Here is a 23924-nt window from a genome sequence, read left to right as displayed (position 1 = left end):
GTGTGCTGCGGCGGCGCCGCGGGCGCGCTACGCGAGCTCGAGCAGCACGTGACCGGACGAGACCGTCTGGCCGACGGGGGCGTTCAGGCCGGTCACGACACCGTCGCGCGGGGCCTGGACGGGCTGCTCCATCTTCATGGCCTCGAGGACGACGAGCAGGTCGCCCTTCACCACGGTGTCGCCCTCGGCGACCGCGAGCTTCACCACGGTGGCCTGCATCGGCGACGTCACCGAGCCCGAGGAGGCGAGCCCGCCCTTCACGCCGGACGAACGGCGCTTCGGGGGAGCTGACGGGCCGGCGGGACGACGACCGGTCGCACCGGCAGCGCCACCACCGACGATCGAGGGCATGGTGACCTCGATGCGCTTGCCCTGGACCTCGACCACGACGCTCTCGCGCGCGGCCGGGGCGGGGAGCTCCTCGGGGGAGCCGCTCCACGCCGGGATGTCGTTCTGGAAGTCGGTCTCGATCCACTGCGTGTACACGGAGAACGGCGTCTCGTCGTCCGTCGCGAACGCGGGGTCGGACACGACCGCACGGTGGAACGGCAGCACGGTCGGCAGACCGGTGACCTCGAACTCCGCCAGGGCCCGACGCGACCGCTCGAGCGCCTCCTCGCGCGTGGCACCCGTGACGATCAGCTTGGCGAGCATCGAGTCGAACGAGCCCGAGACGACGTCGCCCGAGACCACGCCGGAGTCGACGCGGACGCCGGGGCCGGAGGGAGCGGTGAAGGCGTGCACGGGGCCGGGGGCCGGGAAGAAGTTGCGACCGGGGTCCTCGCCGTTGATGCGGAACTCGAACGAGTGGCCGCGCGGCGCGGGGTCGTCGTAGTCGAGCGTGCCGCCCTCGGCGATGCGGAACTGCTCGCGGACGAGGTCGATGCCCGTCACCTCTTCCGAGACGCAGTGCTCGACCTGCAGGCGGGTGTTCACCTCGAGGAACGACACGGTGCCGTCGGCGCCGATGAGGAACTCGCACGTGCCGGCGCCGACGTAGCCGACCTCGCGCAGGATCGCCTTCGACGACTCGTACAGCCGCGCTTCCTGGTCGGGCGTGAGGTAGGGCGCGGGCGCCTCCTCGACCAGCTTCTGGTGGCGGCGCTGCAGCGAGCAGTCACGGGTCGAGACGATGACGACGTTGCCGTGCTGGTCGGCGAGGCACTGGGTCTCGACGTGGCGCGGCTTGTCGAGGTACTTCTCGACGAAGCACTCGCCCCGACCGAACGCCGCGATCGCCTCGCGCGTCGCCGACTCGAACTGCGCGGCGACCTCGTCGCGCGTCCGGGCGACCTTCAGACCACGGCCACCGCCGCCGAAGGCAGCCTTGATGGCGACCGGCAGCCCGACCTCGTCCGCGAACGCGATGACCTCGGCGGCGTCCGCCACCGGCTCGATGGTGCCCGGCGCGAGCGGCGCGCCGACCTTCTCGGCGACGTGACGCGCGGAGACCTTGTCGCCGAGCTGCTCGATCGACTCCGGCGACGGGCCGATCCAGGTGAGCCCGGCGTCGATGACGGCGCGAGCGAAGTCGGCGTTCTCGGCGAGGAACCCGTAGCCGGGGTGCACGGCGTCCGCGCCGGAGCGACGGGCGACCGAGATGATCTTGTCGATCACGAGGTACGTGTCGGCGCTCGTGGTGCCGTTCAGCGCGTAGGCCTCGTCGGCGAGACGGGCGTGGAGTGCGTCACGGTCCTGGTCGGCGTACACCGCGACCGAGGCCTTGCCAGCGTCGCGAGCCGCGCGGATGATGCGGACGGCGATCTCGCCGCGGTTCGCGATGAGGACCTTGCTGATACGGGGCATGGTACGTCAGCGTATTCGTGCAGCGGCGACCGGATTTGACCGGCACGTACAAAGAAACGGTGCCGAGCAGTGTGGATGTCTACAGTGCCCACAGATCGTGCCAGGCGACACCGAAGCCGCGGAGCAGCATCGACCGCAGTACCGGCAGCGACAACCCGACCACGGCGGACGGTGCCCCGTCGATCCGGGTGATGTAGGCGGCGGCCCGTCCGTCGATCGTGAAGGCGCCCGCGACCTCGAGCGGCTCGCCCGTCGCAACGTACGCATCGATCTCGTCCAGGGACACGTCCTCGGCGAAGGTCAGCACCGCGCTGTCCACCGCGACGACGTGGTCGCCCGCGGCGACCAGCGTGGACCCACCAGGCGCGACGTCGCCCAGGTTGCCGGCGATGCCGAGCGGCCCGCCGCCCGGCGCGTCCACCCGTCGGACGGGAGGCACGGTGCCCGCCCGCCCCGCGCCTCCAGGCCGGTCGGTGGCCGCGTCGGCAGCCGTGTCGGCTCCGCGGTCCAGCCTCCTGTCGACGACGCAGTGGCCGCTCCACAGGGTGCCGCCGCCTGCGGCGAGCATCTGCCGCCACCGCTCCTCCGCCACCTCGGGGTCGTGCGGCTTGCCGTGCAGGACCCCGTCGACCTCGAACGCGGAGTCGCCGCCGAACACGAAGCCGTCGACGGCGGACCCGGCGATCCGGGCGTCGGCGACCGCGTCCGCCTTGGCGACCGCGAGGAGCCCGACGAGCTCCGGACCGGTGAGCTCCCGGCCGAGCTCCGCGCGGGCGGCGTCGACCGCGGCGTCCTCGTCCACCCCCGGTGCGACGAGCACCGGCTCGATGCCGGTCTGCGCCAGGAGGGCACGGCGGGCGGGGGACGTACTCGCGAGGTACAGACGCATGGGAACATCGAACCATGGGTGAATCCGTCGGAACGCTGCTCGAACTCGACGTCACCGGGATCGCCCACGGCGGCATCTCGGTGGCACGGCACGAGGGACGCGTGGTCTTCGTCTCGGACGCGGTGCCGGGCGAGCGCGTCGTGGCGCGGGTGACCGAGGACCGCAAGAAGTCGTTCTGGCGCGCCGACACGGTGTCCGTCCTGACCCCGAGCGAGCACCGCGTGGAGCACGTCTGGCCCGAGGCCGCGCTCGACCGCGACCCTGCCGTCCGCGCCGGTGGGGCCGAGTTCGGGCACATCGCCCTGCCGCACCAGCGCACGCTGAAGCACGACGTGCTGGTCGACGCGTTCTCGCGCTTCGCCCGCACGGACCTGACCGAGGTCCTCGGGCACGACGTGGTGGTCGAGGCCGCCCCCGGCGACGACGAGGCGAACGGCCTCGGATGGCGCACGCGCGTCCGGCTGCACGTCGACGAGGACGGCACGGCCGGTCCGTTCGCCGCGCGCTCCCACACAGTGGTGCCGGTGACCTCGCTCCCGCTCGCGACCCGGGTCGTGCAGGAGAGCGCGCCGCTCGACCGCGGAGCGATGCCGGGCTCGAGCGTCGTCGATGTCCTCGCACCGAGCGGTGCCGAGGGGGCCCGCCTCGTGATCGACGAGCAGAAGCCCACCGTCGTGACCGAGGCCGTGGGGGAGCGCTCGTTCACCGTCGACGACAACGGCTTCTGGCAGGTGCACCGCCAGGCCCCTGCCGTGCTGACCGCGGCGGTGCAGGACCTGGTGGACCGCGATCGGCTCGACCCGGAGGGGCAGCACCTCGACCTGTACGGCGGCGTCGGACTGCTCGCCGCGGCGCTCGGCGACGTCGTCGGCGCGAAGGCCCGGATCACGAGCGTCGAGAGCGCGCCCCGGGCCACCGAGCACGCGCAGGAGAACCTGGCGGAGTGGATCGGCGCCCGCGCCGAGACCGGTCGGGTGGACCGCTGGCTCGCCAGGACGGCCGCGGACGCGTCCCGGCCCGAGCTGCAGCGCTTCCGCGCCGGCACCGTCGTGCTCGACCCGCCGCGTTCGGGTGCCGGTCGCGAGGTCGTCGTGCAGATCGCCGCGCTGCAGCCCGCCCAGGTCGTCTACGTCGCCTGCGACCCCGTCGCCCTGGCGCGGGACGTCGCGACGTTCGCCGACCTCGGGTACCGGCTCGAGGCGCTGCGGGCGTTCGACCTGTTCCCGCACACCCACCACCTCGAGGCCGTCGCGCGCCTGGTGCCGATCGCCTGACCCGCGTCGGCGCGGCGGTCCCTGCCGCTGTGTGACGCGGTGTCCCAGAAAGCCGAGTCTGGGTCCGACCTGGGTATCCTTGGTCGGTGATCGCTCCCGGCGACAGGGGCTCGGAGCGCATCGGAACGAGAGGCCACCGTGGCAGCAGACACGAACACCAGCAGCGGAGCGACCGGACTGGCCACCAGGCCCGTCCGCGTCGCGATCGTCGACGACCACGAGTCCGTGCGGCTCGGCATCCAGGCGGCGTGCCAGAACGAGGGGTTCGAGGTGGTGCTCACCGCCGCGAGCGTCCCCGAGTACGTCGCGCAGCTCGGCGGCCGTGAGGTCGACGTCGTCGTGCTCGACCTGTCGCTCGGCGACGGCTCGACGGTCACCGCGAACGTGAAGGGTGTGCAGGGCACCGGTTCCGCGGTGCTCGTCCACTCGATCGCCGACCGCGTCGCGAGCGTGCGCGAGGCGCTGGCAGCAGGGGCAGCCGGGGTCATCCCGAAGTCGTCCGCGACGAAGACCGTGATGGCGGCCGTCGCGACCGTCGCCCGCGGGGACGTGCTGAACAACCTCGAGTGGGCGAGCGCGATCGACGCCGACCGGGACTTCGCCAAGGCGCAGCTCGGCCGTCGCGAGCGCGAGATCCTGCACCTCTACGCCTCGGGCCTGCCGCTCAAGCTCGCGGCTCAGCAGCTCGGCATCGGGTACTCGACCGCGCGCGAGTACCTCGACCGCATCCGCGTGAAGTACGTCGAGGTCGGCCGGCCGGCTCCGACCAAGGTCGACCTGCTGCGCCGCGCGGTGGAGGACGGCATCCTGCCCGGGCTCGACTCGGGCATCGACCCCGACACCGACGGTCGCTGACCCCGATGGCCACCACGGCCGGACCAGCACGTCCGTCGGGCGCGCAGCCGCGGGCGACCGGTGTCGCGGGTGCCCCGACGGACGGTGCGGCAGCGGTCGGGTCGGCGCCGTTCGGGGTCGACCCGCTGCGCGGCGTCCGGCCGACCATCACGCAGGCGTCCGTCGAGCGGCTCTTCGCGATCCTCATCGCGCTCGCCGCGGTCGGGTACGGCGCGGTCTACGCGCCGCAGGTGGTCCGACAGCTGCCGTACCTCGACCCGGTGTGGGGGCCCGTGACGGCGATCGCGTTCGGTGCCGCACTGGTGTTCGTCGGGGTGTCGGCGTTCGTCCAGCGCCTGGCGCAGGTCGCGCAGATCGTGTGCGCGCTGCTCTTCCTCGTCGTGCTCGTGACCTGGCCGCTCATCGCCAGCAGGCCGATCCCCGACGCCCAGTACCCGTGGCCGTGGTGGTTCTGCACCGTGGCGTCGACCGCGGCGGCGATGGGCTTCGCGCCGTGGCGGGCGACGGTGTACACCGCACTCGTCCCGGCCGTCTACGTCGTCGCGCGCCTGAGCCCGGTCGGCGGGGACGCCGGGCAGGCTGCGTTCCTGCAGGGCGTGTACACGGCGATCCTCAGCGGCGGGGTGCTCGTGATCGCGGTGCTCCTCCGCCGCGCCGCGGCCGCCGTGGACACCGCGCAGGCCACGGCGGTCCGCCGCTACTCGTCCGCGATCCGCGAGCACGCCACCGAGGTGGAGCGCGTGCAGGTCGACGCGATCGTCCATGACAGTGTGCTGACGACGCTGCTCTCGGCAGCGCGCGCGCACAGCCCCGAGGCGAAGGCGCTCGCCGCCCGGATGGCGCGGAACGCGATCGACCACCTGGCCGCTGCCGCCGCGGACCTGCCCGGCGAGGCCCCGCCGGTGACGGTGCACGAACTCCGCGGGCGGATCACCGCCGCGGTGGGCGCGCTGGCGGCACCGGTGCACCTCCGCGACGCGCCGGTCGGCGGGATGCGGGTCCCCGCGACGGTGGCCGACGCGCTGGCCTCGGCGGCACTGCAGGCGTCGGTGAACAGCGTGCAGCACGCCGGTGGGCCGGAGGTCGACCGGTGGGTGCGCGTCGAACAGCGCGGCGCCTCGGTCCACGTGGAGGTCGGTGACGACGGCGCGGGGTTCGACCTCGGCGCGGTCCCGGCCGCCCGCCTCGGCGTCCGTCGGTCGATCATCGAACGTGTCCAGGCCGTGGGCGGCACGGCCGTGGTCGCGAGCAACCCGGGCGCCGGCACCCGGATCCGACTCGAGTGGCACGCGGGGACGCAGGCATGAGGGTCTCGCTGCCCGCGGGCATCGCCATCGGACTCGCCGCGCTGTTCTCCGTCTTCCACCTCGTCCTGGGCGTGGCGTCCTTGGCGACGGTCAGCGAGGTCGGCCCGGTGCTCACGTGCATGGCGCTCTACGCGGCCGCGAGCGGTGTCGCGATCTTCCTCCCCGGCCGACCCCTCCCCGTCTGGGCCGCATGCTTCTCGCTCGCCACCGCCCTGGTCATGCCGGTCATCGCCGCCCCGGTCGTCGACCTCACGGACAAGAACGACTCGACCACCTGGTGGGTGGCCGCCGTCGGGACGCTGATGGTCGTGCTCGTCGTGCGGGGCCGTCGGGCCTTCGCCTGGGTCGGCGTCGTGTTCGTCACCCTCTTCGTCGTGGTCTGGGCTGGCCCCGGTGCCTTCGGCGACCTCGGCCTGGTCGGCGACCTGACGTGGGTGGCCGTCGCCACCGGGTTCGCCGTCGCGATGGACCGGGCGACCCGGACCACGCAGGAGTTCCTGCGCGCCGAGCAGGAGACGGCGGACTGGCAGGCCGCGCAGGACGCGCACGTGTTCGAGCGGCAGTTCCGGCTGAGCCAGACGACGAGGATGGCGCTGCCGATGCTCGAGCGCGTCATCGAGCGGGACGGCGACCTGACCGACGACGAACGGGCGGAGTGCCTGCACCTCGAACAGGCGATCCGCGACGAGATCCGCGGTCGGTCCCTGCTGTCGGACGACGTGCGCGACGAGGTGATGCGCCTGCGGCGTCGCGGCGCCACGGTGCAGCTGCACGACGACGGCGGGCTCGACGACCTCGAGGTGGACGACCTCCGCCGTGTGCACGCCGAGATCGCAGAAGCCCTGCGTGGTGCCCGCGACGCGGACAACGTCATCGTCCGCACGGTGGCCGAGGGGTCGGAGGCCGCGGTCACGATCGTCGGGCTGCGACTCGACACCGCCGCGAGCGAGTCCGCGGCGCTCGGCGCCGGTCTCGACGACGAGGACGAGGACGAGGACGACTCCGTGGTGCTCTGGACCGAGATCCCGCGCCGCGCGGCGGTCTGAGGCTGCACCGGGTCCGAGGCTGCATCGAGTCCGAGGCCGCACCGGGTCCGAGCCGGCTCGGACGGGCAGACGGAACAGGCTCTGGGGAGGACAGGGTCCCGGGAAACGGGGAACGGGCCGGTCCGAGGGACCGGCCCGTTCACGACCCGAGCCTGAGCGACAACCCGAATGTCGCCCTGGCTCGCAGCTGGTCGGAGGCGTCGTACCCTAGTCGGCCACCGACCAACGATGTTCTTCTGTGAAGGACACCGAACACGAACAATGATGCCCCCGGTGCGCTGCTGTGTCAGTCGTCATTATGGGGGACAAATCACGCACATCCTGCGCTCCGGCAGGGGCATTGTCCCCCGATCGAGGGGAGACCGACCGGGAAGTGCACCGTGCAACCGTGCGGCTCGGGCCGGGTTGCGTCGTGCGACAGGGGTACATCGTGCCTCCGGTACCCCCGGGCGCACAAGACCCCCGTCGGTGAACGACGGGGGTCCTGCGGCTGACGTGCGGGGTCCCGCAACCCAGCGGGGGCCGGCCCAGCGGGGGGGGGGGGGGGGGTCAGCGCAGGGACCGGCTCCAGGCGCCGTACCCGTGCTCGAGCGGCCGGCGGAGGCCCCGAGCGGACGCGTCCCAGCCCGAGCGCGGTGACTCGGTGACCTCGGCCCGGCCGAGCGCAGCGGCCTCGTCGGCCTGTCGCTGGAGGACGGCGACGACGGCCGCGAGCTCCTCCGGCGACGGGTCACCGGCGACGACGCGGACGTCCGCGACGACCGGACCGGTGGTCCCGTCCGGCCCGGAGCCGCCCGCCCCCTCGGGCACTGCGGTGTCGGCGGGGACGTGTGCTGCGTGCCTGCCCATCAGAGCGGGATGTTCCCGTGCTTCTTCGGCGGCAGCGACGCGCGCTTCCCCCGGAGTGCTCGCAGCGCCTTGATGACCGAGACGCGGGTCGCGTGCGGCTGGATGATGCCGTCGAGCTCACCGCGCTCGGCCGCGAGGTACGGCGACGCCACGTTGTACGTGTACTCGTTCGCGAGCCGGGTGCGGACCGCGGCGACGTCCTCGCCGGCCTCCTCCGCACGCTTGATCTCGGCGCGGTACAGGATGTTGACGGCGCCCTGGCCGCCCATCACGGCGATCTCGGCGGTCGGCCACGCGAGGTTGATGTCGGCGCCGAGCTGCTTCGACCCCATGACGATGTAGGCACCGCCGTACGCCTTCCGCGTGATGACGGTGACGAGCGGCACGGTGGCCTCGGCGTACGCGTACAGCAGCTTCGCGCCACGGCGGATCACACCGGTCCACTCCTGGTCGGTGCCCGGCAGGTAGCCGGGGACGTCGACGAGCGTCAGGATCGGGATGCCGAACGCGTCGCAGAACCGGACGAAGCGGGCGGCCTTCTCGCCGGCGTCGATGTTCAGCGTGCCGGCCATCGCCTGCGGCTGGTTCGCGATGATGCCGACCGTGCGGCCCTCGACGCGGCCGAAGCCGACCATGATGTTCGGGGCGAAGAGCGGCTGGACCTCGAGGAACTCGCCGTCGTCGACGATGTGCTCGACGATCGTCGTGACGTCGTACGGCTGGTTCGTCGAGTCGGGGATGACGACGTCGAGCTCGTGGTCGGCGTCGGTCGTCTCGAGCTCCGGGGCGACGTCGTACGCCGGTGGGTCGGACAGGTTGTTGTCCGGCAGGAACCCGACGAGCGACCGCGCGTAGTCGAGGGCGTCGGACTCGTCCTCGGCCAGGTAGTGCGCGACACCGGAGACGGCGTTGTGGGTCTGCGCGCCGCCGAGCTCCTCGAAGCCGACGTCCTCGCCGGTGACGGTCTTGATGACGTCCGGGCCGGTGACGAACATGTGGCTCGTCTTGTCCACCATGATCACGAAGTCGGTGAGGGCGGGGGAGTACACCGCGCCGCCGGCCGCCGGACCCATCACGATCGAGATCTGCGGGATGACCCCGGACGCCTGGGTGTTGAGGCGGAAGATCTCGCCGTACTTGCCCAGGGCGACGACGCCCTCCTGGATGCGGGCGCCGCCGGAGTCGAGGATGCCGATGATCGGCACGCCGGTCTTCAGCGCGTGCTGCATCACCTTGACGATCTTCTCGCCGGCGACCTCGCCGAGCGACCCGCCGAAGACGGTGAAGTCCTGCGCGTAGACCGCGACGTTGCGGCCGTGGATCGTGCCGACGCCGGTCACGACGGCGTCGCCGTAGGGTCGCTTGGCGTCCATGCCGAACGACGTGGTGCGGTGGCGCACGAACTCGTCGAACTCGACGAAGGAGTTCTCGTCGAGGAGCTGCTCGATGCGCTCGCGGGCGGTGCCCTTGCCCTTCGCGTGCTGCTTCGCGATGGCGGCCTCGCCCGCGGCGGTCACGGCCTCGTGGTAGCGGTCGCGCAGGTCCGCGAGGCGACCGGCCGTGGTCGAGAGGTCGGGGGTGTCTCCTGTGGTCACCCGCTCACCCTACCGGCGGGCGGGACGGGGCCGGTTGGAGGACCCCCACGGTTCCTGCCCGTAGATTTGCGTGCATGTCCACACCCGTCCCGCCGCTCCTGCCGCGTGCCCGTGCCGTCGTCGAGACCGCGGGCGGGGTGTTCGAGACCGTCGGGCGGACCGGCTCCACGAACGCCGACCTGCTCGCCGTGGCGGGAGGTCGGCCGCACGGCAGCGTCGTGGTCACGCTCGACCAGACGGCCGGGCGCGGACGTCTCGACCGCTCCTGGAGCGCGCCGGCCGGGCAGACGCTCGCGGTGAGCCTGCTCGTCCGCGCCGAGCTGGACGACCGCGACCGAGGGTGGCTGCCCCTGGTGGCCGGCACCGCGATGCGCGACGCGGTGTCCGCGGTGGTGACGGACGTCGACGAGCCGGGTCGGGCCTCCCGTCCGGACGACGACGCCGAGGCCGACCGCACGCCCGCGACGGAGCCGCGCGTCCTGGTGAAGTGGCCGAACGACGTGCTGGTCGACGGACGAAAGGTCTGCGGCATCCTCTGCCAGGTCGCACCCGACGGCAGCGTCGTCGTCGGTGCCGGCGTCAACCTGACCATCCCCGCGGACGCGTTGCCCACGCCGACGTCCACGTCGCTCGTGGTCGCGGGCGCGCGCGACGACGCCGTGATGCTCGCGGACGCGGTCCTGTCGGTCTGGGCCGCGGCCGTCCTGGAGGCGGTGGGCGCGCTGGTCGCCGGTGGTCCCGGTGCCGACGTGGTCCGGTCCCGCGTCCGCGCGGCCTGCGGCACGATCGGTCGCCGCGTCCGCCTGGAACTGCCCGACGGCACCGTCGACGAGGTCGACGCCACCGGCATCGACGACGACGGTCGGATCACGATCCGGGATCGGGACGGACGATCCAGGGGCGTCGCGGTGGGGGACCTCACCCACCTGCGGTATGCATGACGGCATGACCGCCGAGCCGCCGCCCGAACGCGTCGTCGCGCGGCTCCGGCCGCACGCACGGCGGCTGGTCCGGCCGGCGGTCTTCGTCGTGCTCGTCGCGCTCGCCGGGGGTTCGGCTTCGGCGTCTTCCGCGCGCAGCTCGCCTGGTTGAACGCGGTGGTCGCCGGGCTGACGGTGCTGCTCGTCGTCCTCGGTGGGCTCGTCCCGCTGCTGCGCTGGATGTCCGAGCGGTACGTGGTGACCACCCGGCGCCTCGTCGTGGTGCACGGCCTCGGCACGCGCACGCGCCGGGAGCTCCTGCACTCGCGGGGGTACGATGTCACGGTGCGCCGCCGTGGGCTCCAGGGGGTGTGGCGGTCCGGCGACGTGCTCGTCTTCCCGGGCGACGAGCCACCCGTGGTGCTGGGGGACGTCCCGCACGCGGACCTCGTCGTGGCCGTGCTGCACGACCTGGTCGAGGCGCACGAGGCCCGGCGGCGGCACCGCGAGCCGGACTGGGACGAGATCGTCGGCGGGCTCTGACCGGAGCCGAGTGCACCTCACGATCGCCGTGTCCCGCCAGCGATGGGACCACCGCGTCCGGTAGCGTCGTCCCGTGCGTATCTCCGTCATCGGCTGCGGGTACCTCGGTGCCGTGCACGCCGCCTCCATGGCCAAGCTCGGACACGAGGTCGTCGCCGTCGACGTCGACCCGGTGAAGATCGGACAGCTCGCCGCGGGACAGGCGCCGTTCTTCGAGCCCGGACTGCCCGAGACCCTCGACGAGGCGCTCGCCTCCGGTCGGATCGAGTTCACGACCGACACCGCCCGGGTCGCCGGTGCGCGTGTGCACTTCCTCGCCGTCGGCACACCGCAGGGGCCGACGGGTGCGGCGGACCTGACCTACGTCGACGCCGCGGTGACCGACCTCCTGCCGCACCTCGCCCCCGGCGACCTGGTCGTCGGCAAGTCGACCGTCCCGGTCGGGACCGCGGCACGGCTGGCCGAGCGCGTGCGCGAGGTGCAGCCCGAGGCGACCCTCGTGTGGAACCCCGAGTTCCTCCGCGAGGGCTTCGCGGTGCAGGACACCGTCGCGCCCGACCGGTTCGTGTACGGCGTACCCGCGGGCGAGGTCGGAGCGTGTGCCGTGGCCGTCCTCGACGAGGTCTACGCGCAGGCGCTCGCCGCCGGCACCCCGCGGCTCGTCGTCGACCTGCCGACCAGCGAGCTCGTCAAGATCAGTGCGAACGCCTTCCTCGCGACGAAGATCTCGTTCATCAACGCGATGGCGGAGATCGCCGAGGTCGCCGGAGCGGACGTCACGGCGCTCGCCGACGCGATCGGGCACGACGACCGGATCGGCCGCAAGTTCCTCAACGCCGGACTCGGGTTCGGTGGCGGGTGCCTGCCGAAGGACATCCGCGCGTTCCAGGCGCGGGCGGACGAACTCGGCGTGGGGCGGTCCCTCGGGTTCCTCGCCGAGGTGGACGCGATCAACCTCCGGCGTCGCGCCCACGTCGTGACCCTCGCCGGTGAGCTGCTCGGCGGTGCCGTCGAGGGACGGCGCGTGGCCGTGCTCGGTCTCGCGTTCAAGCCGAACTCCGATGACGTCCGCGACTCCCCGGCGCTGGACATCGCCGCGCGGCTCGTCGAGCTCGGCGCGACGGTGCGGGCGTACGACCCCGCGGCGAACCGCACGGCGGCCCGGGTGCGCCCGGAGGTCGGCACCGTCGACTCGGCCGCCGAGGCGCTGCGCGACGCCGACCTCGTGCTCGTGCTGACCGAGTGGGCCGAGTTCCGCGAGCTGGACCCGCGGGACGTCGCCGAGCTCGTGGCCGCGCCGGTGGTGCTCGACGGCCGGAACTGCCTCGATCGCGATGCGTGGACCGCCGCCGGCTTCACGGTGCGCGGCATGGGGCGGTGACCCGCGCGACGGTTCGGTGACGGTCCCACCGGGACCGCGTCGACGGTCGTGCTGGTGGTCGGTACGTCCGCTGCCGGGTGCCGGTGTGCTGCCGGTGTGCTGCCGGTCGTGCTGGTGGTCAGTCGGTGTGCTGCCCCGCTGCGGCCCGCAGCACCGCGCGGTACCGCGCTCCGATGCGGTCGCCCGTGTACGGCTCGGCGGCCCGTCCGGCTCCGGCCTGCCACCGCTCCCGCCCGTTCCGGTCGGTGAGGGCGCGCCGCAGCGCCGCGGCCAGCGCGTCCACGTCCCCCGGGGGCACGAGCAGGCCGGACACGTCGTCGCGGACGACGTCGCGGATGCCGGGCAGGTCGCTGGCGACGACCGCGGCCCCCACCGCCGCCGCCTCGAGGAGCGTCACGGGGAGTCCCTCCTGGTCGCCGTTCGACGCGGGGACGGACGGCATCGCGACCACCGTGGCGGACGCCAGCGCGTCGAGGACCTCGTCCTTCCCGAGCTGGCCGGCGAAGGTCACCGGCAGGCCCGCTGCCCGGCGTTCCAGCCCGGCGCGGAGCGGACCGTCCCCGACGACGACCAGCTGCCACGGGACGTCGTCGATGCGTCGCAGGGCGTCCAGGAGGACCGCGAAGCCCTTCTTCTCGACGAGCCGCCCGACCGCCACGATGCGTCCCGGGACGCGTGCCGTGCGCGCCCTGGCGGCTGCGGCGGGCCCGGGTTCCACGCCCATCGGGACCACGCTCGTGCCCGATCCGGGGACACCCCACGCGGTGAGTCGCTCGCGCATCTCGCCGTTCACCGTCGTCACGTGTGCGGCCCGGCGCAGCACCCAGCGCTTCAGCCGGACCAGGGGTGCGGCGCGTAGGGCGTAGACGTCGCCGCCGTGCGTGGTGACGACCATCGGCACCTGCGGTGCAGCCAGGGTCGCGACCAGCGCCTGCGGGACGGCCCAGTGGGCGTGCACGACGTCCGGTCGCCCCGCCCGGACGGCGCGTCGGACCGCGAGGTACTGCGCCGCGAGCAGCGCCGGGACCTGCAGGACGCGGCTGCGACGCGCCCGGAGGTTGTCGAGGATCGCCCCGTCGGCGAGGTCCTCGTAGCGTCGCGGGAAGTAGGGGTAGCGCACGACACGGACACCGTCCACGACCTCGGTGGCGGCGGCTCCCGGCACCCGGGGCGTGAGCACGACGGTGTCGAACTCCTCGGCCTCGTGCCGTGCGAGGTCGAGCACGAACGCGGGCACGCCGTCGTCGGGGTGGGCCGGGAACGTCGACGCGAGGACGAGGAGCCGCGGGCGACTCATCGGGTCGCCCCGTCCGCGCGGAGGTCGCGGTCCGGTGCAGCCGGCACCGCGGACCGCATCGCTGCGACCCGGGTGACCGTCGCGACGATCCCGACGAGCACGAGCACCGCCAGCACCGCCACGGTCCACGGCGGGACCGGCCCCAGTGCCGCGTACCGGGCGAGGCCGCCGTGCCCGGGCCACGGCACCGCCCCGTTCCAGAACCAACTCGTGACCACCACCGCACCGTACAGGCCGACGGCGGGACAGACGACCGCGAGCACCGTGGCGGTCCGGTGCCGACCGCACGGTGTCCGGGGGATCCGTCGCCAGGCGACGGCGGAGAGGGCGACGAGGCAGAGCACCGCGGGGAAGGCGTACCGTCCCTGCGTGCCGGCGACCTCGGTGGTCGTGAGGTAGGCGCGGGCACTGGTGGCGGTCTGGATGAGCAGGACCGCGGCCGGGAACGAGGCGAGCACGACCGAGGTGCCCAGGCCCGCCCGTCGGAAGGCGAACAGCAGGATCGCCGCGAGGGCGACCGCCGTGAGCGCTGCGGTCAGGCCGTCACCGATGCTCACCTGCGCGCGGGCGCCCGGGCTGCCCCAGAACGTCCGGGCGAGCGTCCCCCAGCTGACGTCGACGAAGTGCGCGACCGACGGGTGCTCACCCGGCGGGAAGGCCTTCGGCGGGCGGATCGCGGCGTACCCGTCCGGCTGGAGGCGGTGGTACGCGACGAGGTTGTGCAGCCACCACCACGCGCCGACGGCGCCGGCGACCCCGAGTGGGACCACCGTCCGGAGGAGCCGGCGGGACACCGGCAGGACGCCGGCCCCGGCGACGAGCACGGCGAGTCCGACGAAGGGGACGGCGGGCAGGGCGGTGCCCTTCACCCAGCAGGCGGCGCCGAGCGCGAGACCGAGCCAGACGATGGTGCGCCAGCGGTGGTCGCCGGTGAGCAGGCGGACCGCGAGCCACACGACGACGCCGGTCAGCAGCATCGTCGGGGCGTCGTTCGTCACGGAGGCCCCGATCGAGGCGAGCTGCGGTGTCGCGAACAGCGCGAGCGCACCGACGAGGGCAGCACGCGGCGACCGGGTGACCCGGCGCACCGTGGCCCAAGCCAGGAGGGCGAGCGGCGTGACCGCCAGGGCGTCGGCCAGCCGCAGCGCGAGCACGGCCTGGTCGAGTCGCAGGTCGCCGAAGTGCACGACCCGGAGGACGAGGGCGTCGGCGAGGTACGCGGTCGGCGGGTGCTGCGTCATCTGGTTCACGGTGGTCGACTCGCCGGGCGCGGCGGCGAGGAGTTCGCTGACCGTCGACCGCCGGTCCTCCGGCACCGACGCCTGCTCGCGGGCGCCGGCGAGCACGGCCTCGAGCACGCGCATGTCACCCGGGGCGGACCACGGGTCACCGAGGGCGACGTGCACGGCGGCGTCGACGTGCGCGGTCTCGTCGGGCGCCTGGAAGGTCGGCACGACGAGTGCCCACACGGCGAGCCAGAGTCCGAACGTCACGGTGACGATCGCGACGGCGATCCGCTCGCGTCGACCCACGGCGGGGTGCGGCTCGTCCGCCGGGACGCGGTCTCGTGCCGCCGGCGGGCGGGGCGTCGGTTCTGCGCGCATCCGACGATCCTACGGACGCACCGGACGGACGGGAGGCTCCGCGCGGGTCGCTCCCGGGGCCGTCCGGTTCAGACGCGGTCCGGCAGGCGCGTGTCCTCCGGGGCCGCCGAGCGTGCGGCCTCCCGCTGGACGCGGTCGGGGTGGTAGACCCAGACCTTGTACAGCCAGAACCGGAACGCGGTGCCGAGCACCAGGCCGATCACGTTGCCGGAGACGTTGTCCGCGAACGCCGAGGTGAAGCCGAGCACGTAGTGCGAGATCCCGAGGCAGCCCAGCGAGATCACCATGCCGCCCAGGGAGACGACGAGGAACTCGACGCCCTCGCGCGCCGCGACCGACCGTCGCTGGTTCCGGAAGGTCCAGTACCGGTTGCCCAGCCAGTTCACGACGATCGCGATGACCGTCGAGACGACCTTCGCCCAGAACGGGCCGGAGTGCACCTCGTCGGGGGAGAGCACCGTGGCGCGCAGCAGGTTGAACACGCTGAAGTCCACGACGAAGCCCACGGCCCCGACGACTCCGAAGCGGGCCAGCTGCGCGATGAGTCGCCGCACGTCGTCTCCAGGATCCGTAGAGTTGTCCCTGTCCGGGCGGGTCCCGGAACGGGCCGGTCGACGACCGGCAGGACCACGATTGTAGACAGCACGCTCTCCCGTCCCGGTGAGAACGGCGGAAGGAACACACAGCATGGCCTTGCGTGTCGGAGTCGTCGGCGGCGGACAGCTCGCCCGGATGATGGTCCCCGCTGCCGTCGAGCTCGGTCTCGACATCCGGGTCCTCGCCGAGGGCCCGGGCATGTCGGCGGCGATCGCAGCGACGGCCGAGGGTGACTACCACGACCTCGACACGGTGCTCGCGTTCGCCCGTGAGGTCGACGCCGTGACGTTCGACCACGAGCACGTTCCGCAGGACGTCCTCCGGGGCCTCGTCGACGCGGGGGTCGCCGTGCACCCCGGACCCGATGCCCTCGCCGTGGCGCAGGACAAGATCACCATGCGGCAGCGGCTCGGCGAGCTCGGGTTCCCGGTCCCGGACTGGGCCGCCGTGCACGACGCCGACGAACTGCGTGCCTTCCTCGCCGAGCACGGTGGGCGCGCGGTCGTGAAGACCGCCCGCGGCGGCTACGACGGCAAGGGCGTCCGGGTCGTGTCGGACGCGACCGAAGTCGAGGACTGGTTCGCCGCGGTCGCCGAGGCCGGCGCAGACCAGGCGCTGCTCGTCGAGGAGCTCGTGCCCTTCACGCGGGAGCTCGCACAGTCCGTGGCGCGCCGCCCCTCCGGTGAGGTCGTGGCCTGGCCCCTCGTCGAGACGGTCCAGCGCGACGGCGTCTGCGCCGAGGTCATCGCTCCCGCACCGGCCAGTGCCGGTCGGCTCGCCGACGCCGCCGAGTCGCTCGCGGTCGGGATCGCCGAGGCGCTCGGGGTCACCGGCGTGCTCGCCGTCGAGCTCTTCCAGACGGCCGACGAGCGCATCCTCGTGAACGAGCTCGCCATGCGACCGCACAACACGGGCCACTGGACGATCGACGGCGCCACGACGAGCCAGTTCGAGCAGCACCTCCGCGCGGTGCTCGACCTGCCGCTCGGCGCGACCGGCTCGCACGACCCGGTCGCCGTCATGGTGAACGTGCTCGGCGGCCCGGCGGACGGCGACCTGGCTGCTCGCTACCCGGCGGCGCTCGCGGCCTTCCCGGAGGCCAAGCTGCACTTCTACGGCAAGGCACCGCGTCCCGGTCGCAAGGTCGGCCACGTCACGGTCACCGGCGACGACGTGGACGACGTCGTGTACCGGGCGCGGTCGGTGGCAGCGCACTTCGACGACTGATCCCGCGCTCGACTAGCCTCGTGACGTGACCGACACCACCGCGCCCACCCCGCTCGTCTCGATCATCATGGGGTCGGACTCCGACTGGCCGACCATGCGCGCCGCCGCGGAGATCCTGACCGAGCTCGACATCCCGTTCGAGGCGGACGTGGTCTCGGCGCACCGCACGCCGGACAAGATGGTGCGCTACGCGCGGGCGGTAGCCGACCGGGGCGTGCGGGTGATCGTCGCCGGCGCCGGGGGAGCGGCGCACCTGCCGGGCATGGTCGCGTCGCTCACGACACTGCCGGTCATCGGTGTGCCCGTGCAGCTCGCGCGGCTCGACGGGCTCGACTCACTGCTGTCGATCGTGCAGATGCCCGCCGGCATCCCGGTCGCCACGATGGCGATCAACGGCGCCGCGAACGCCGGCCTCCTCGCGGCACGCATCATCGGCTCAGCCGACCCGGAGGTCGCCGTCCGGCTGGCGGAGTACGCCGCCGGGCTCGAGCAGGTCGTCGAGCGGAAGGCGGCCGCGCTGCGCGAGCAGCTCTGACGGTTGCCGCCTCCGCGACCTGGTGGTCGTGGGCGCCCGGGTCAGCTCGCGGTCGCGGCGCCGGTGATGCCGTCGACCGTGACGGTCCGCTCGCCCTGCGCGGTCGACACGGTCGCCGTCCACGTCGGCGCCGAGCCGGATCCGCCGAGCACGATCGAGGCGAGGGTCCCGCCCCCGACCGCCTTCGTCGCCGCCGCTGCGGCGGTCGCCGCCGACGTGCGCACGGCAGCTGCCTGCGCGGTGGTGGCGGCCTGGGCAGCCGCGTCGACCTGCTTCGGGAACGGGCCCGAGGTCACACGGCCGAGGGTCGCGGACACCACCGACTGGGTCTGGGAACCGTCCGGGCCGGCCACGACGACGGTCCACGAGTCGCCGGCACCGACGATGGACACGACCGTGCCGCCCCCGGCCGCCGCGGTGCCCTGCGCAGCGATCTTGCCGAAGTCGACGGAGTCCGGCTGCTCGACGCCGCTGCCGTTCCCGGTACCGGTCGCGGTGCCGTCGTCGGCGGGGCCGGTCTGGTCGTCGTCGGGCGTCGCGGTGGCCGACGGGCTGCCGTCCGAGGGGGCACTGCTCGACGCCGGGCCGGTCGCGGTCGCGGTCGCGGATCGCGACGACGTGGCCGAGAGGGTGGGGGCCTCGTCCCCGCCCGAGCACGCCGTCAGGGTCGTCGTGAGCCCGACGGCGAGGACGATCGATGCGGTGAGGACCGGAGCGGAGCGGCGCGACATGCGTCGATGATGGCAGCCGCTGCGTCCGCGGGGCGCGCACGGCGCGGTGGGTCGGCGCATCGATGCCCAGCCGTGACCGAGCCGTCGCGGCTCAGAGGTCGGCGTGCAGCTGCCAGGTCTCGAACGCGGAGTCGCGCCAGTCGAACATGCGCGCCCGGTCGGGCCCGGCGACCGCGAGCTGCTCCGCGAGCAGCGGGTCCGCGACCACCTGGTAGACGGCCTGCGCGAGTCGCTCGGCGTAGGACTCCCGGGGGTCGCGGGCGACGGTGACGCCGGCGTCGGACGCGACCTCGCTGACGGCCGGGTCGTCCGAGTGGACGACCGGCGTGCCGAAGCTCATCGCCTCGATCACCGGCAGTCCGAAGCCCTCGGCGAGACTCGGGAACACGAACACCGTCGCACGGTCGTACACGACCGCCAGGTCGGCGTCGTCCACCCGCCCGAGCACCTTGACCCGGTCGGCGGCGAGGCCGGCGCGCTCGGCCGTGCCGAGGACGTCGACGTCGCCCCAGCCGTCCGGCCCGGAGACGACCAGCGGGACGTCCTGCGGAGCGTCGGGGTGGGCCATCGCCTCGATGAGGTGCCGCAGGCCCTTCCGCGGCTCGAGCGTGCCCACCGCGAGGACGTACCGGTCGGGGAGACCGAGCCGTTCGGCACGCACGTCGGCGTCGACGGGTACACGGAGCCGTCCGGTCGGTGCGCCGCCGATCACCCGCAGTCGGTCACCGAAGCGGTGGATCTCGTCGAGCTGGCCGGCGACCGCGTGCGTGGGGACGACCACGGCGTCCGCGTGCTTCCACGCCCGCTTCACCATCGCCTTGTGGAAGTGCACGCCCCGGGGCGTGAGGGTCTCGGGGTGGGTCCACGGCACGGTGTCGTGCACGGTCACCACGGTCTGGCGGCCGGGCTCCTGGAAGCGGTCGTGCTTCACCAGGGGAGCGAGCACGCTGGGCGCGTGGACCATGCCGTGCGAGGCGCCGTGCGCGAGTCCGCCCTGCCAGGCGAGCGACAGCTCGCGGCGGGGCAGTGCGAGTCGCTCCACGCCGGTCAGGCCGGGCAGCAGCGTCCGCAGTCGCTCGACGTCGGCGCGCGGTGCGGCGGAGACGATGCCCTCGACGTCGCACCCTGCCGGAGCGGTCTCGACGAGCTGCCGGGTGAGTTCCTCCGCGTAGCGACCGATGCCACCCGGGACCGGTGCGATCACCTGGTCGACGACGACGCGGAGAGTGGTCATGCGGAACGGCTCCTCGTGTCGGTCGGTCGGTACTGCGCGCAGTACCGGCGCGACACTACCAGGCGCGCTCGGGAGGTCAGGCCGAGCCCGTGCGACGGCGGTGGCGCACCGCCAGCCCGGCACCGACCGCGGCCAGCAGGACGTCGCCGAGCGTCATCAGCGCACGACTGACGACGGCGAGGGCCAGTGCGCCGGACACCCCTGCGACCGGTCCGAGGAGCAGTACGAGGACGCCCTCGCGTGCCCCGAGGCCGGCGGGCGCGACGACGACGAGGAAGCCGACGAGCCAGGCGACCGCGTAGGCGCCCGTCGCGAGCGGGGGGACGGCCGGGCCGTCGGCGCCGAAGGCCCGCAGCACCGTGGTGGCCTGGACGCCGTACGCGAGCCACATCGCGGCGGACCAGGCGATCGACGCGGTCGTCGCGCCCCAGGAGAGCGTGACGACCTGCCGGGGTCGGCGCAGGAGCCGCATGGCGAGGGCGATGAGTCGCGCGAGCACCGGCGGCACCAGGGCGACGAGGCCGAGCGCCGCGACGAGGGCGAGCCACCAGAAGGTCGCCAGGCCGTCGGGCGCCCCGACGAGCAGTCCGACGATCCCGACCAGGGCCGCCGTGACCATGCTGACGAGCATCGAGGCGAGCGACGCGGCGGCACTCGTCGTCCGCGCGAGGCCGTGGGCGCGGCCGAGCTCGGCCTGGGCCGCGATCGACCACACACCGCCGGGGACGTACTTGCCGAGCTGTCCGACGAAGAACACCGACGACGCTGCCGCGACCGGCAGGCGGGTCCCGGTGGCAGCGGTCATGGCACGCCACGACGCCATGTTCGCGACGAGGGCGACGAGGGTCGCGAGCACCCCGACCACCACCGTGCCGACGGAGAGCCGGGCGAAGTCGCGGACGATGGCGTCCCACTGCTGCACGACCCCCACGACGAGGAGCGCGACCGCCAGTGCGGCCGCGCTCCACTTCACCGCGGTGACGATCCGGGCGCGGCGCCCGGGGGCCGGCCGGGGGTCGGCTCAGGCGTCGAGGACACCGGCCTCCACCGCCGCGTGCAGCGCCTCGCGCCAGTCACGCATCGGGGCGAGACCCGCTCGGCTCCACGCGTGGTGCCCGAGCACGCTGTACGCCGGGCGGGGCGCCGGGCGGACGAACGCCGCACTGTCGGTCGGCAGCACCCGTTCCGGGTCGAGGCCGACCTCGGCGAAGATCGCCTTCGTGAAGTCGAACCACGAGCCCTGACCGCCGTTGGTGCCGTGGTAGGTGCCGGCGGGCGCGTCGGCGTCGAGCATGGCGACGATCTGCCGCGCGAGGTCACCGGTCCACGTCGGCTGCCCCACCTGGTCGGTCACGACGCTGACGGTGTCGTGCGAGCCGGCGAGCCGGACCATCGTCTTCGCGAAGTTCGGCCCGTGCGCGCCGTACAGCCACGCCGCGCGGACGATCCAGGACGAGTCGGGGGCCGTGGCGCGGATCGCCTCTTCCCCCGCGGCCTTCGTCCGTCCGTAGGCGCCGAGGGGGGCGAGCGGTGCGTCCTCGGCGTACGGCGCGGTGCCGGTGCCGTCGAACACGTAGTCCGTGGAGACGTGCACGAGCTTCGCGCCCGCCGCGGACGTCGCGGTGGCGAGGACCGCCGGACCGCGGGCGTTCACGGCGTACGCGTCGTCCTCGTGGGACTCGGCGTCGTCGACCTTCGTGTAGGCGGCGCTGTTGATCACGACGTCGTGGCCGGCGACCGCGGCGGCGACCGCGGTGGCGTCGGTCACGTCGAGGTCGGCCCGGCCGAGGGCCGTGACGTCGCGGCCGGCGAGGGCGTCCTGCAGGTCACGGCCGAGCATGCCGGCCGCGCCGGTGATGAGGTAGCGGGTCATCGTGGTCGACGGGCTCAGCTGAGCGCCGCACGCTCCTTCAGCGGCTCCCACCACGAGCGGTTGTCGCGGTACCACTGCACGACGTCTGCGAGGCCCTGCTCGAACGGGACCTGCGGCTCGTAGCCGAGCTCGGCCTGGATCTTCGAGATGTCGACCGAGTAGCGCAGGTCGTGGCCGAGGCGGTCCTGGACCCGGTCGACGTACGACCAGTCCTTGCCGGTGGCGTCGAGGAGCAGCTGCGTGAGCTCCTTGTTGGTCAGCTCGGTGCCGCCGCCGATGTTGTAGATCTCGCCCGCACGGCCCTTGACGAGCACCATCGCGATGCCGCGCGTGTGGTCGTCGACGTGCAGCCAGTCGCGGACGTTGTTGCCCTCGCCGTAGAGCGGCACGTGCCGGTCGTCGATGAGGTTGGTGACGAAGAGCGGGATGACCTTCTCGGGGAAGTGGTACGGACCGTAGTTGTTCGAGCAGCGCGTGATCGACAGGTTCAGGCCGTGCGTGCGGTGGTAGCTGCGCGCCAGCAGGTCGCTGCCCGCCTTCGACGCCGAGTACGGCGAGTTCGGCTCGAGCGGGCGATCCTCGTCCCACGAGCCCTCGCTGATGGAGCCGTAGACCTCGTCGGTCGAGACGTGCACGAAGCGCTCGGTACCGTGGCGCAGCGCGGCGTCGAGCAGGCGCTGGGTGCCGACGACGTTCGTCTCGACGAAGATGCCGGAGTCGCGGACCGACCGGTCGACGTGCGACTCGGCCGCGAAGTGCACGATGGCGTCGACGCCCGGGATCACCTCGTCGAGCTTCGCGGCGTCACGGATGTCACCCTGCACGAAGGAGTAGCGCGGCGACTCCGCCACCGGGGCGAGGTTCTCGAGGTTGCCCGAGTAGGTCAAGGCGTCGTAGACGACGACCTCGGCCCCTTCGAGGCCGGGGTAGGCGTCCTCGAGGGTTCTGCGGACGAAGTTCGAGCCGATGAAGCCGGCCCCTCCGGTGACGAGGATCTTCACGCTGGTTTCCTTTTCGTGGCCGATGGACGTCGGCTCTGGCCGACGACGGTCGGCAGGCAGTCTAGCGGCGTCCCGTGCCCGTCAGTCCCCGTACCGCGCCAGCTTCTGCAGGTCGAGCTGTTCCTCCGCCAACGTCCGGTTCAGCCGGGTCAGGTCGGCGACCACGCCGATGGTGATCGAGAGCAGGGCGCTGATCACGAGCACCACGCCGAGGATGAGGGACTGCAGGTGGTTCCCGCCGGAGTCCGCGAGCATGAGCACCAGGTACCGCACGAAGGGCACGAGACCGGCGACGCCGAAGACCGCGCTGACCCAGGCGAACAGCGCCATCGGCCGGTACATGAGGTACACGCGGGCGATCGCCGACCCCGACTGGAACATGTGCTGCCAGATGTTGTCGAACAGTCGTGACTCGCGCGTCTTCGGGTTCGTCGTGATCGGGACGCTCTCGATCGCGAGCCGCTTGTAGCCGGCCTGCACGATCGTCTCCATGCAGTAGCTGAAGCGCGTGACGATGTTGAGCCGGATCAGCGAGTACTTCGAGTAGGCCCGGAACCCGCTCGCGGCGTCCGGCAGGTCGAGGCCGGCCGCCCGCCCGGCCACCCACGACCCGAGGCGCTGCATCGCCTTCTTGAACCCGGAGAAGTGCTCGATCGTCCGTGTCTGGCGGTCCCCGATGACGATCTCGGCGCGACCCTCGACGATCGGCCGCACGAGTTCCGCGATCTGCGCCTGCGGGTACTGGTTGTCGCCGTCGGTGTTGACGACGATGTCCGCGCCGTGCAGCAGCGCGTAGTCCACCCCGTCGCGGAACGACCGCGCCAGACCCATGTTCGCGGTGTGCCGGACGACGTGTCGGACGCCGTGCGCCCGCGCGACCTCGACCGTGCGGTCCGTCGACCCGTCGTCGATGACGAGCACCTCGACCTCGTCGATGCCGTCGATCGACGTCGGGATGGACTCGAGCACGGCGGGGAGCGTCTGCTCCTCGTTCAGGCAGGGGATCTGGACGAACAGTTTCACGCGGGACGGTCCTGGTCGGGTCGGGGGTACGGGCGCACCGCGGGGAGCGGCCGCCGCTGCGGGGCGGTGGCGTCGACGGCACACGTCGCCGGGCAGTTCATCCTACGTTCCGGGCGGGACGGACCCGGTGCCGTGCGGTGTCAGGATGGGGGCATGCCTGGCCTCCGCTCCGTCGCCGCCCGACTGCTCCGCCGCGTGCCCGGAGCGCGCGCCGCCGGACCGACCGGCTCCGACGCCGCCGTGACAGACGCACCCACCACGGGCGGCGCACCGGCCGCGACGCCGACCCCGCTCGTCGGTTTCGTGGTGCACGGTGCCGGCGGGGTGCACCCCGCGT

At 73.3% G+C, this 23924-nt stretch carries 23 protein-coding genes; 10 read left to right on the top strand and 13 right to left on the bottom strand.

The annotated features are described in order from the left end of the window. Nucleotides 1-27: 27 nt before the first annotated feature. The gene (locus LCG91_RS10430; RefSeq protein WP_058749347.1) at nucleotides 28-1806 is read right to left on the bottom strand and encodes an acetyl/propionyl/methylcrotonyl-CoA carboxylase subunit alpha; all 1779 of its coding nucleotides are present in this window, start codon (nucleotides 1804-1806) and stop codon (nucleotides 28-30) included. Between the two features lie 79 nt (nucleotides 1807-1885). Continuing rightward, complete coding sequence (locus LCG91_RS10425; protein ID WP_224441336.1) at nucleotides 1886-2695, bottom strand: Maf family protein; 810 nt, start codon at nucleotides 2693-2695, stop codon at nucleotides 1886-1888. A gap of 14 nt (nucleotides 2696-2709) precedes the next feature. Between LCG91_RS10425 and LCG91_RS10420 the strand changes: the two genes are divergently transcribed. From LCG91_RS10420 to LCG91_RS10405, 4 genes are all read left to right on the top strand, one after another. Continuing rightward, nucleotides 2710-3969: a class I SAM-dependent RNA methyltransferase gene (locus tag LCG91_RS10420; protein ID WP_224441335.1), complete on the top strand. Its 1260-nt coding sequence runs from the start codon at nucleotides 2710-2712 to the stop codon at nucleotides 3967-3969. 138 nt (nucleotides 3970-4107) lie between these two features. Further along, nucleotides 4108-4824 carry a response regulator transcription factor gene (locus LCG91_RS10415; RefSeq protein ID WP_058728855.1) on the top strand — a complete coding sequence of 239 codons (717 nt, stop codon included), beginning with the start codon at nucleotides 4108-4110 and terminating at the stop codon, nucleotides 4822-4824. A gap of 5 nt (nucleotides 4825-4829) precedes the next feature. After that, on the top strand, nucleotides 4830-6131 hold the full coding sequence (locus LCG91_RS10410) for a sensor histidine kinase (protein WP_224441334.1): 1302 nt from the start codon (nucleotides 4830-4832) through the stop codon (nucleotides 6129-6131). Beyond that, nucleotides 6128-7177 (top strand): hypothetical protein, encoded by a 1050-nt coding sequence (locus LCG91_RS10405; RefSeq protein WP_224441333.1) that lies wholly within the window; start codon nucleotides 6128-6130, stop codon nucleotides 7175-7177. The genes LCG91_RS10410 and LCG91_RS10405 overlap by 4 nt, the downstream gene beginning before the upstream one ends. A gap of 549 nt (nucleotides 7178-7726) precedes the next feature. Here the strand turns inward: LCG91_RS10405 and LCG91_RS10400 are convergent. Together LCG91_RS10400 and LCG91_RS10395 are read right to left on the bottom strand one after the other, a co-directional pair. Beyond that, nucleotides 7727-8026 (bottom strand): acyl-CoA carboxylase subunit epsilon, encoded by a 300-nt coding sequence (locus tag LCG91_RS10400; protein WP_152999056.1) that lies wholly within the window; start codon nucleotides 8024-8026, stop codon nucleotides 7727-7729. Beyond that, nucleotides 8026-9621, bottom strand: a complete 1596-nt coding sequence (locus LCG91_RS10395; RefSeq protein ID WP_058750667.1) for an acyl-CoA carboxylase subunit beta — start codon at nucleotides 9619-9621, stop codon at nucleotides 8026-8028. Before LCG91_RS10395 ends, LCG91_RS10400 begins: the two co-directional genes overlap by 1 nt. 74 nt (nucleotides 9622-9695) lie before the next feature. Here LCG91_RS10395 and LCG91_RS10390 point away from each other — a divergent pair, with 74 nt between their 5' ends. From LCG91_RS10390 to LCG91_RS10375, 4 genes are all read left to right on the top strand, one after another. After that, nucleotides 9696-10562 carry a biotin--[acetyl-CoA-carboxylase] ligase gene (locus LCG91_RS10390; RefSeq protein WP_224441332.1) on the top strand — a complete coding sequence of 289 codons (867 nt, stop codon included), beginning with the start codon at nucleotides 9696-9698 and terminating at the stop codon, nucleotides 10560-10562. Nucleotides 10563-10566: 4 nt separating this feature from the next. Further along, nucleotides 10567-10713 (top strand): hypothetical protein, encoded by a 147-nt coding sequence (locus LCG91_RS10385; protein WP_224441331.1) that lies wholly within the window; start codon nucleotides 10567-10569, stop codon nucleotides 10711-10713. A gap of 5 nt (nucleotides 10714-10718) precedes the next feature. Further along, nucleotides 10719-11084: a PH domain-containing protein gene (locus LCG91_RS10380; RefSeq protein WP_224443129.1), complete on the top strand. Its 366-nt coding sequence runs from the start codon at nucleotides 10719-10721 to the stop codon at nucleotides 11082-11084. A 73-nt stretch (nucleotides 11085-11157) separates the two neighbouring features. After that, nucleotides 11158-12465 carry a UDP-glucose dehydrogenase family protein gene (locus LCG91_RS10375; protein WP_224441330.1) on the top strand — a complete coding sequence of 436 codons (1308 nt, stop codon included), beginning with the start codon at nucleotides 11158-11160 and terminating at the stop codon, nucleotides 12463-12465. A gap of 118 nt (nucleotides 12466-12583) precedes the next feature. Here the strand turns inward: LCG91_RS10375 and LCG91_RS10370 are convergent, their stop codons facing one another. The 3 genes from LCG91_RS10370 to LCG91_RS10360 all read right to left on the bottom strand — a co-directional run bounded on the left by LCG91_RS10370 (nucleotide 12584) and on the right by LCG91_RS10360 (nucleotide 15920). Next, the gene (locus tag LCG91_RS10370) at nucleotides 12584-13762 is read right to left on the bottom strand and encodes a glycosyltransferase (protein WP_224441329.1); all 1179 of its coding nucleotides are present in this window, start codon (nucleotides 13760-13762) and stop codon (nucleotides 12584-12586) included. Next, entirely contained in the window at nucleotides 13759-15366 is a 1608-nt protein-coding gene (locus LCG91_RS10365; RefSeq protein ID WP_224441328.1) for an ArnT family glycosyltransferase, read from the bottom strand. Before LCG91_RS10365 ends, LCG91_RS10370 begins: the two co-directional genes overlap by 4 nt. A 68-nt stretch (nucleotides 15367-15434) precedes the next feature. After that, nucleotides 15435-15920, bottom strand: coding sequence for a GtrA family protein (locus tag LCG91_RS10360; protein ID WP_114849613.1), 486 nt, complete (start codon nucleotides 15918-15920; stop codon nucleotides 15435-15437). A gap of 133 nt (nucleotides 15921-16053) precedes the next feature. Here LCG91_RS10360 and LCG91_RS10355 point away from each other — a divergent pair, with 133 nt between their 5' ends. Together LCG91_RS10355 and purE are read left to right on the top strand one after the other, a co-directional pair. Continuing rightward, nucleotides 16054-17190, top strand: a complete 1137-nt coding sequence (locus LCG91_RS10355) for a 5-(carboxyamino)imidazole ribonucleotide synthase (protein ID WP_224441327.1) — start codon at nucleotides 16054-16056, stop codon at nucleotides 17188-17190. A gap of 25 nt (nucleotides 17191-17215) precedes the next feature. After that, nucleotides 17216-17725, top strand: a complete 510-nt coding sequence (purE, locus tag LCG91_RS10350; RefSeq protein WP_224441326.1) for a 5-(carboxyamino)imidazole ribonucleotide mutase — start codon at nucleotides 17216-17218, stop codon at nucleotides 17723-17725. A gap of 41 nt (nucleotides 17726-17766) precedes the next feature. Here the strand turns inward: purE and LCG91_RS10345 are convergent, their stop codons facing one another. The 6 genes from LCG91_RS10345 to LCG91_RS10320 form a co-directional block, all read right to left on the bottom strand. After that, the gene (locus LCG91_RS10345) at nucleotides 17767-18456 is read right to left on the bottom strand and encodes a hypothetical protein (protein WP_224441325.1); all 690 of its coding nucleotides are present in this window, start codon (nucleotides 18454-18456) and stop codon (nucleotides 17767-17769) included. Nucleotides 18457-18547: 91 nt separating this feature from the next. Beyond that, nucleotides 18548-19690, bottom strand: a complete 1143-nt coding sequence (locus LCG91_RS10340; protein ID WP_224441324.1) for a glycosyltransferase family 4 protein — start codon at nucleotides 19688-19690, stop codon at nucleotides 18548-18550. 76 nt (nucleotides 19691-19766) lie between these two features. Further along, on the bottom strand, nucleotides 19767-20663 hold the full coding sequence (locus LCG91_RS10335) for a YbhN family protein (protein ID WP_224441323.1): 897 nt from the start codon (nucleotides 20661-20663) through the stop codon (nucleotides 19767-19769). A 48-nt stretch (nucleotides 20664-20711) separates the two neighbouring features. Beyond that, entirely contained in the window at nucleotides 20712-21563 is an 852-nt protein-coding gene (gene rfbD, locus LCG91_RS10330) for a dTDP-4-dehydrorhamnose reductase (protein ID WP_224441322.1), read from the bottom strand. Between the two features lie 14 nt (nucleotides 21564-21577). Next, nucleotides 21578-22564, bottom strand: coding sequence for a dTDP-glucose 4,6-dehydratase (gene rfbB / locus LCG91_RS10325; protein ID WP_224441321.1), 987 nt, complete (start codon nucleotides 22562-22564; stop codon nucleotides 21578-21580). Nucleotides 22565-22645: 81 nt separating this feature from the next. Continuing rightward, nucleotides 22646-23587 carry a glycosyltransferase family 2 protein gene (locus LCG91_RS10320; RefSeq protein ID WP_058729015.1) on the bottom strand — a complete coding sequence of 314 codons (942 nt, stop codon included), beginning with the start codon at nucleotides 23585-23587 and terminating at the stop codon, nucleotides 22646-22648. Nucleotides 23588-23924: the final 337 nt, after the last annotated feature.

It is taken from the genome of Curtobacterium sp. TXMA1, from assembly GCF_020162095.1.
Taxonomy (GTDB): Bacteria; Actinomycetota; Actinomycetes; order Actinomycetales; family Microbacteriaceae; genus Curtobacterium.
The sequence above is the reverse complement of the archived record's forward strand: the minus strand, read 5'-3'. Positions and strand labels throughout refer to the sequence as shown.

Bases quoted from the DNA above. Each gene is read 5' to 3' on its own strand.
- LCG91_RS10410 (WP_224441334.1), top strand. From the start codon at position 4,830: ATGGCCACCACGGCCGGACCAGCACGTCCGTCGGGCGCGCAGCCGCGG.
- LCG91_RS10430 (WP_058749347.1), bottom strand. From the start codon at position 1,806: ATGCCCCGTATCAGCAAGGTCCTCATCGCGAACCGCGGCGAGATCGCC.
- LCG91_RS10345 (WP_224441325.1), bottom strand. From the start codon at position 18,456: ATGTCGCGCCGCTCCGCTCCGGTCCTCACCGCATCGATCGTCCTCGCC.
- rfbD (WP_224441322.1), bottom strand. From the start codon at position 21,563: ATGACCCGCTACCTCATCACCGGCGCGGCCGGCATGCTCGGCCGTGAC.
- LCG91_RS10355 (WP_224441327.1), top strand. From the start codon at position 16,054: ATGGCCTTGCGTGTCGGAGTCGTCGGCGGCGGACAGCTCGCCCGGATG.
- LCG91_RS10340 (WP_224441324.1), bottom strand. From the start codon at position 19,690: ATGACCACTCTCCGCGTCGTCGTCGACCAGGTGATCGCACCGGTCCCG.
- LCG91_RS10400 (WP_152999056.1), bottom strand. From the start codon at position 8,026: ATGGGCAGGCACGCAGCACACGTCCCCGCCGACACCGCAGTGCCCGAG.
- LCG91_RS10385 (WP_224441331.1), top strand. From the start codon at position 10,567: ATGACCGCCGAGCCGCCGCCCGAACGCGTCGTCGCGCGGCTCCGGCCG.
- LCG91_RS10390 (WP_224441332.1), top strand. From the start codon at position 9,696: ATGTCCACACCCGTCCCGCCGCTCCTGCCGCGTGCCCGTGCCGTCGTC.
- LCG91_RS10365 (WP_224441328.1), bottom strand. From the start codon at position 15,366: ATGCGCGCAGAACCGACGCCCCGCCCGCCGGCGGCACGAGACCGCGTC.
- LCG91_RS10370 (WP_224441329.1), bottom strand. From the start codon at position 13,762: ATGAGTCGCCCGCGGCTCCTCGTCCTCGCGTCGACGTTCCCGGCCCAC.
- LCG91_RS10420 (WP_224441335.1), top strand. From the start codon at position 2,710: ATGGGTGAATCCGTCGGAACGCTGCTCGAACTCGACGTCACCGGGATC.
- LCG91_RS10425 (WP_224441336.1), bottom strand. From the start codon at position 2,695: ATGCGTCTGTACCTCGCGAGTACGTCCCCCGCCCGCCGTGCCCTCCTG.
- LCG91_RS10405 (WP_224441333.1), top strand. From the start codon at position 6,128: ATGAGGGTCTCGCTGCCCGCGGGCATCGCCATCGGACTCGCCGCGCTG.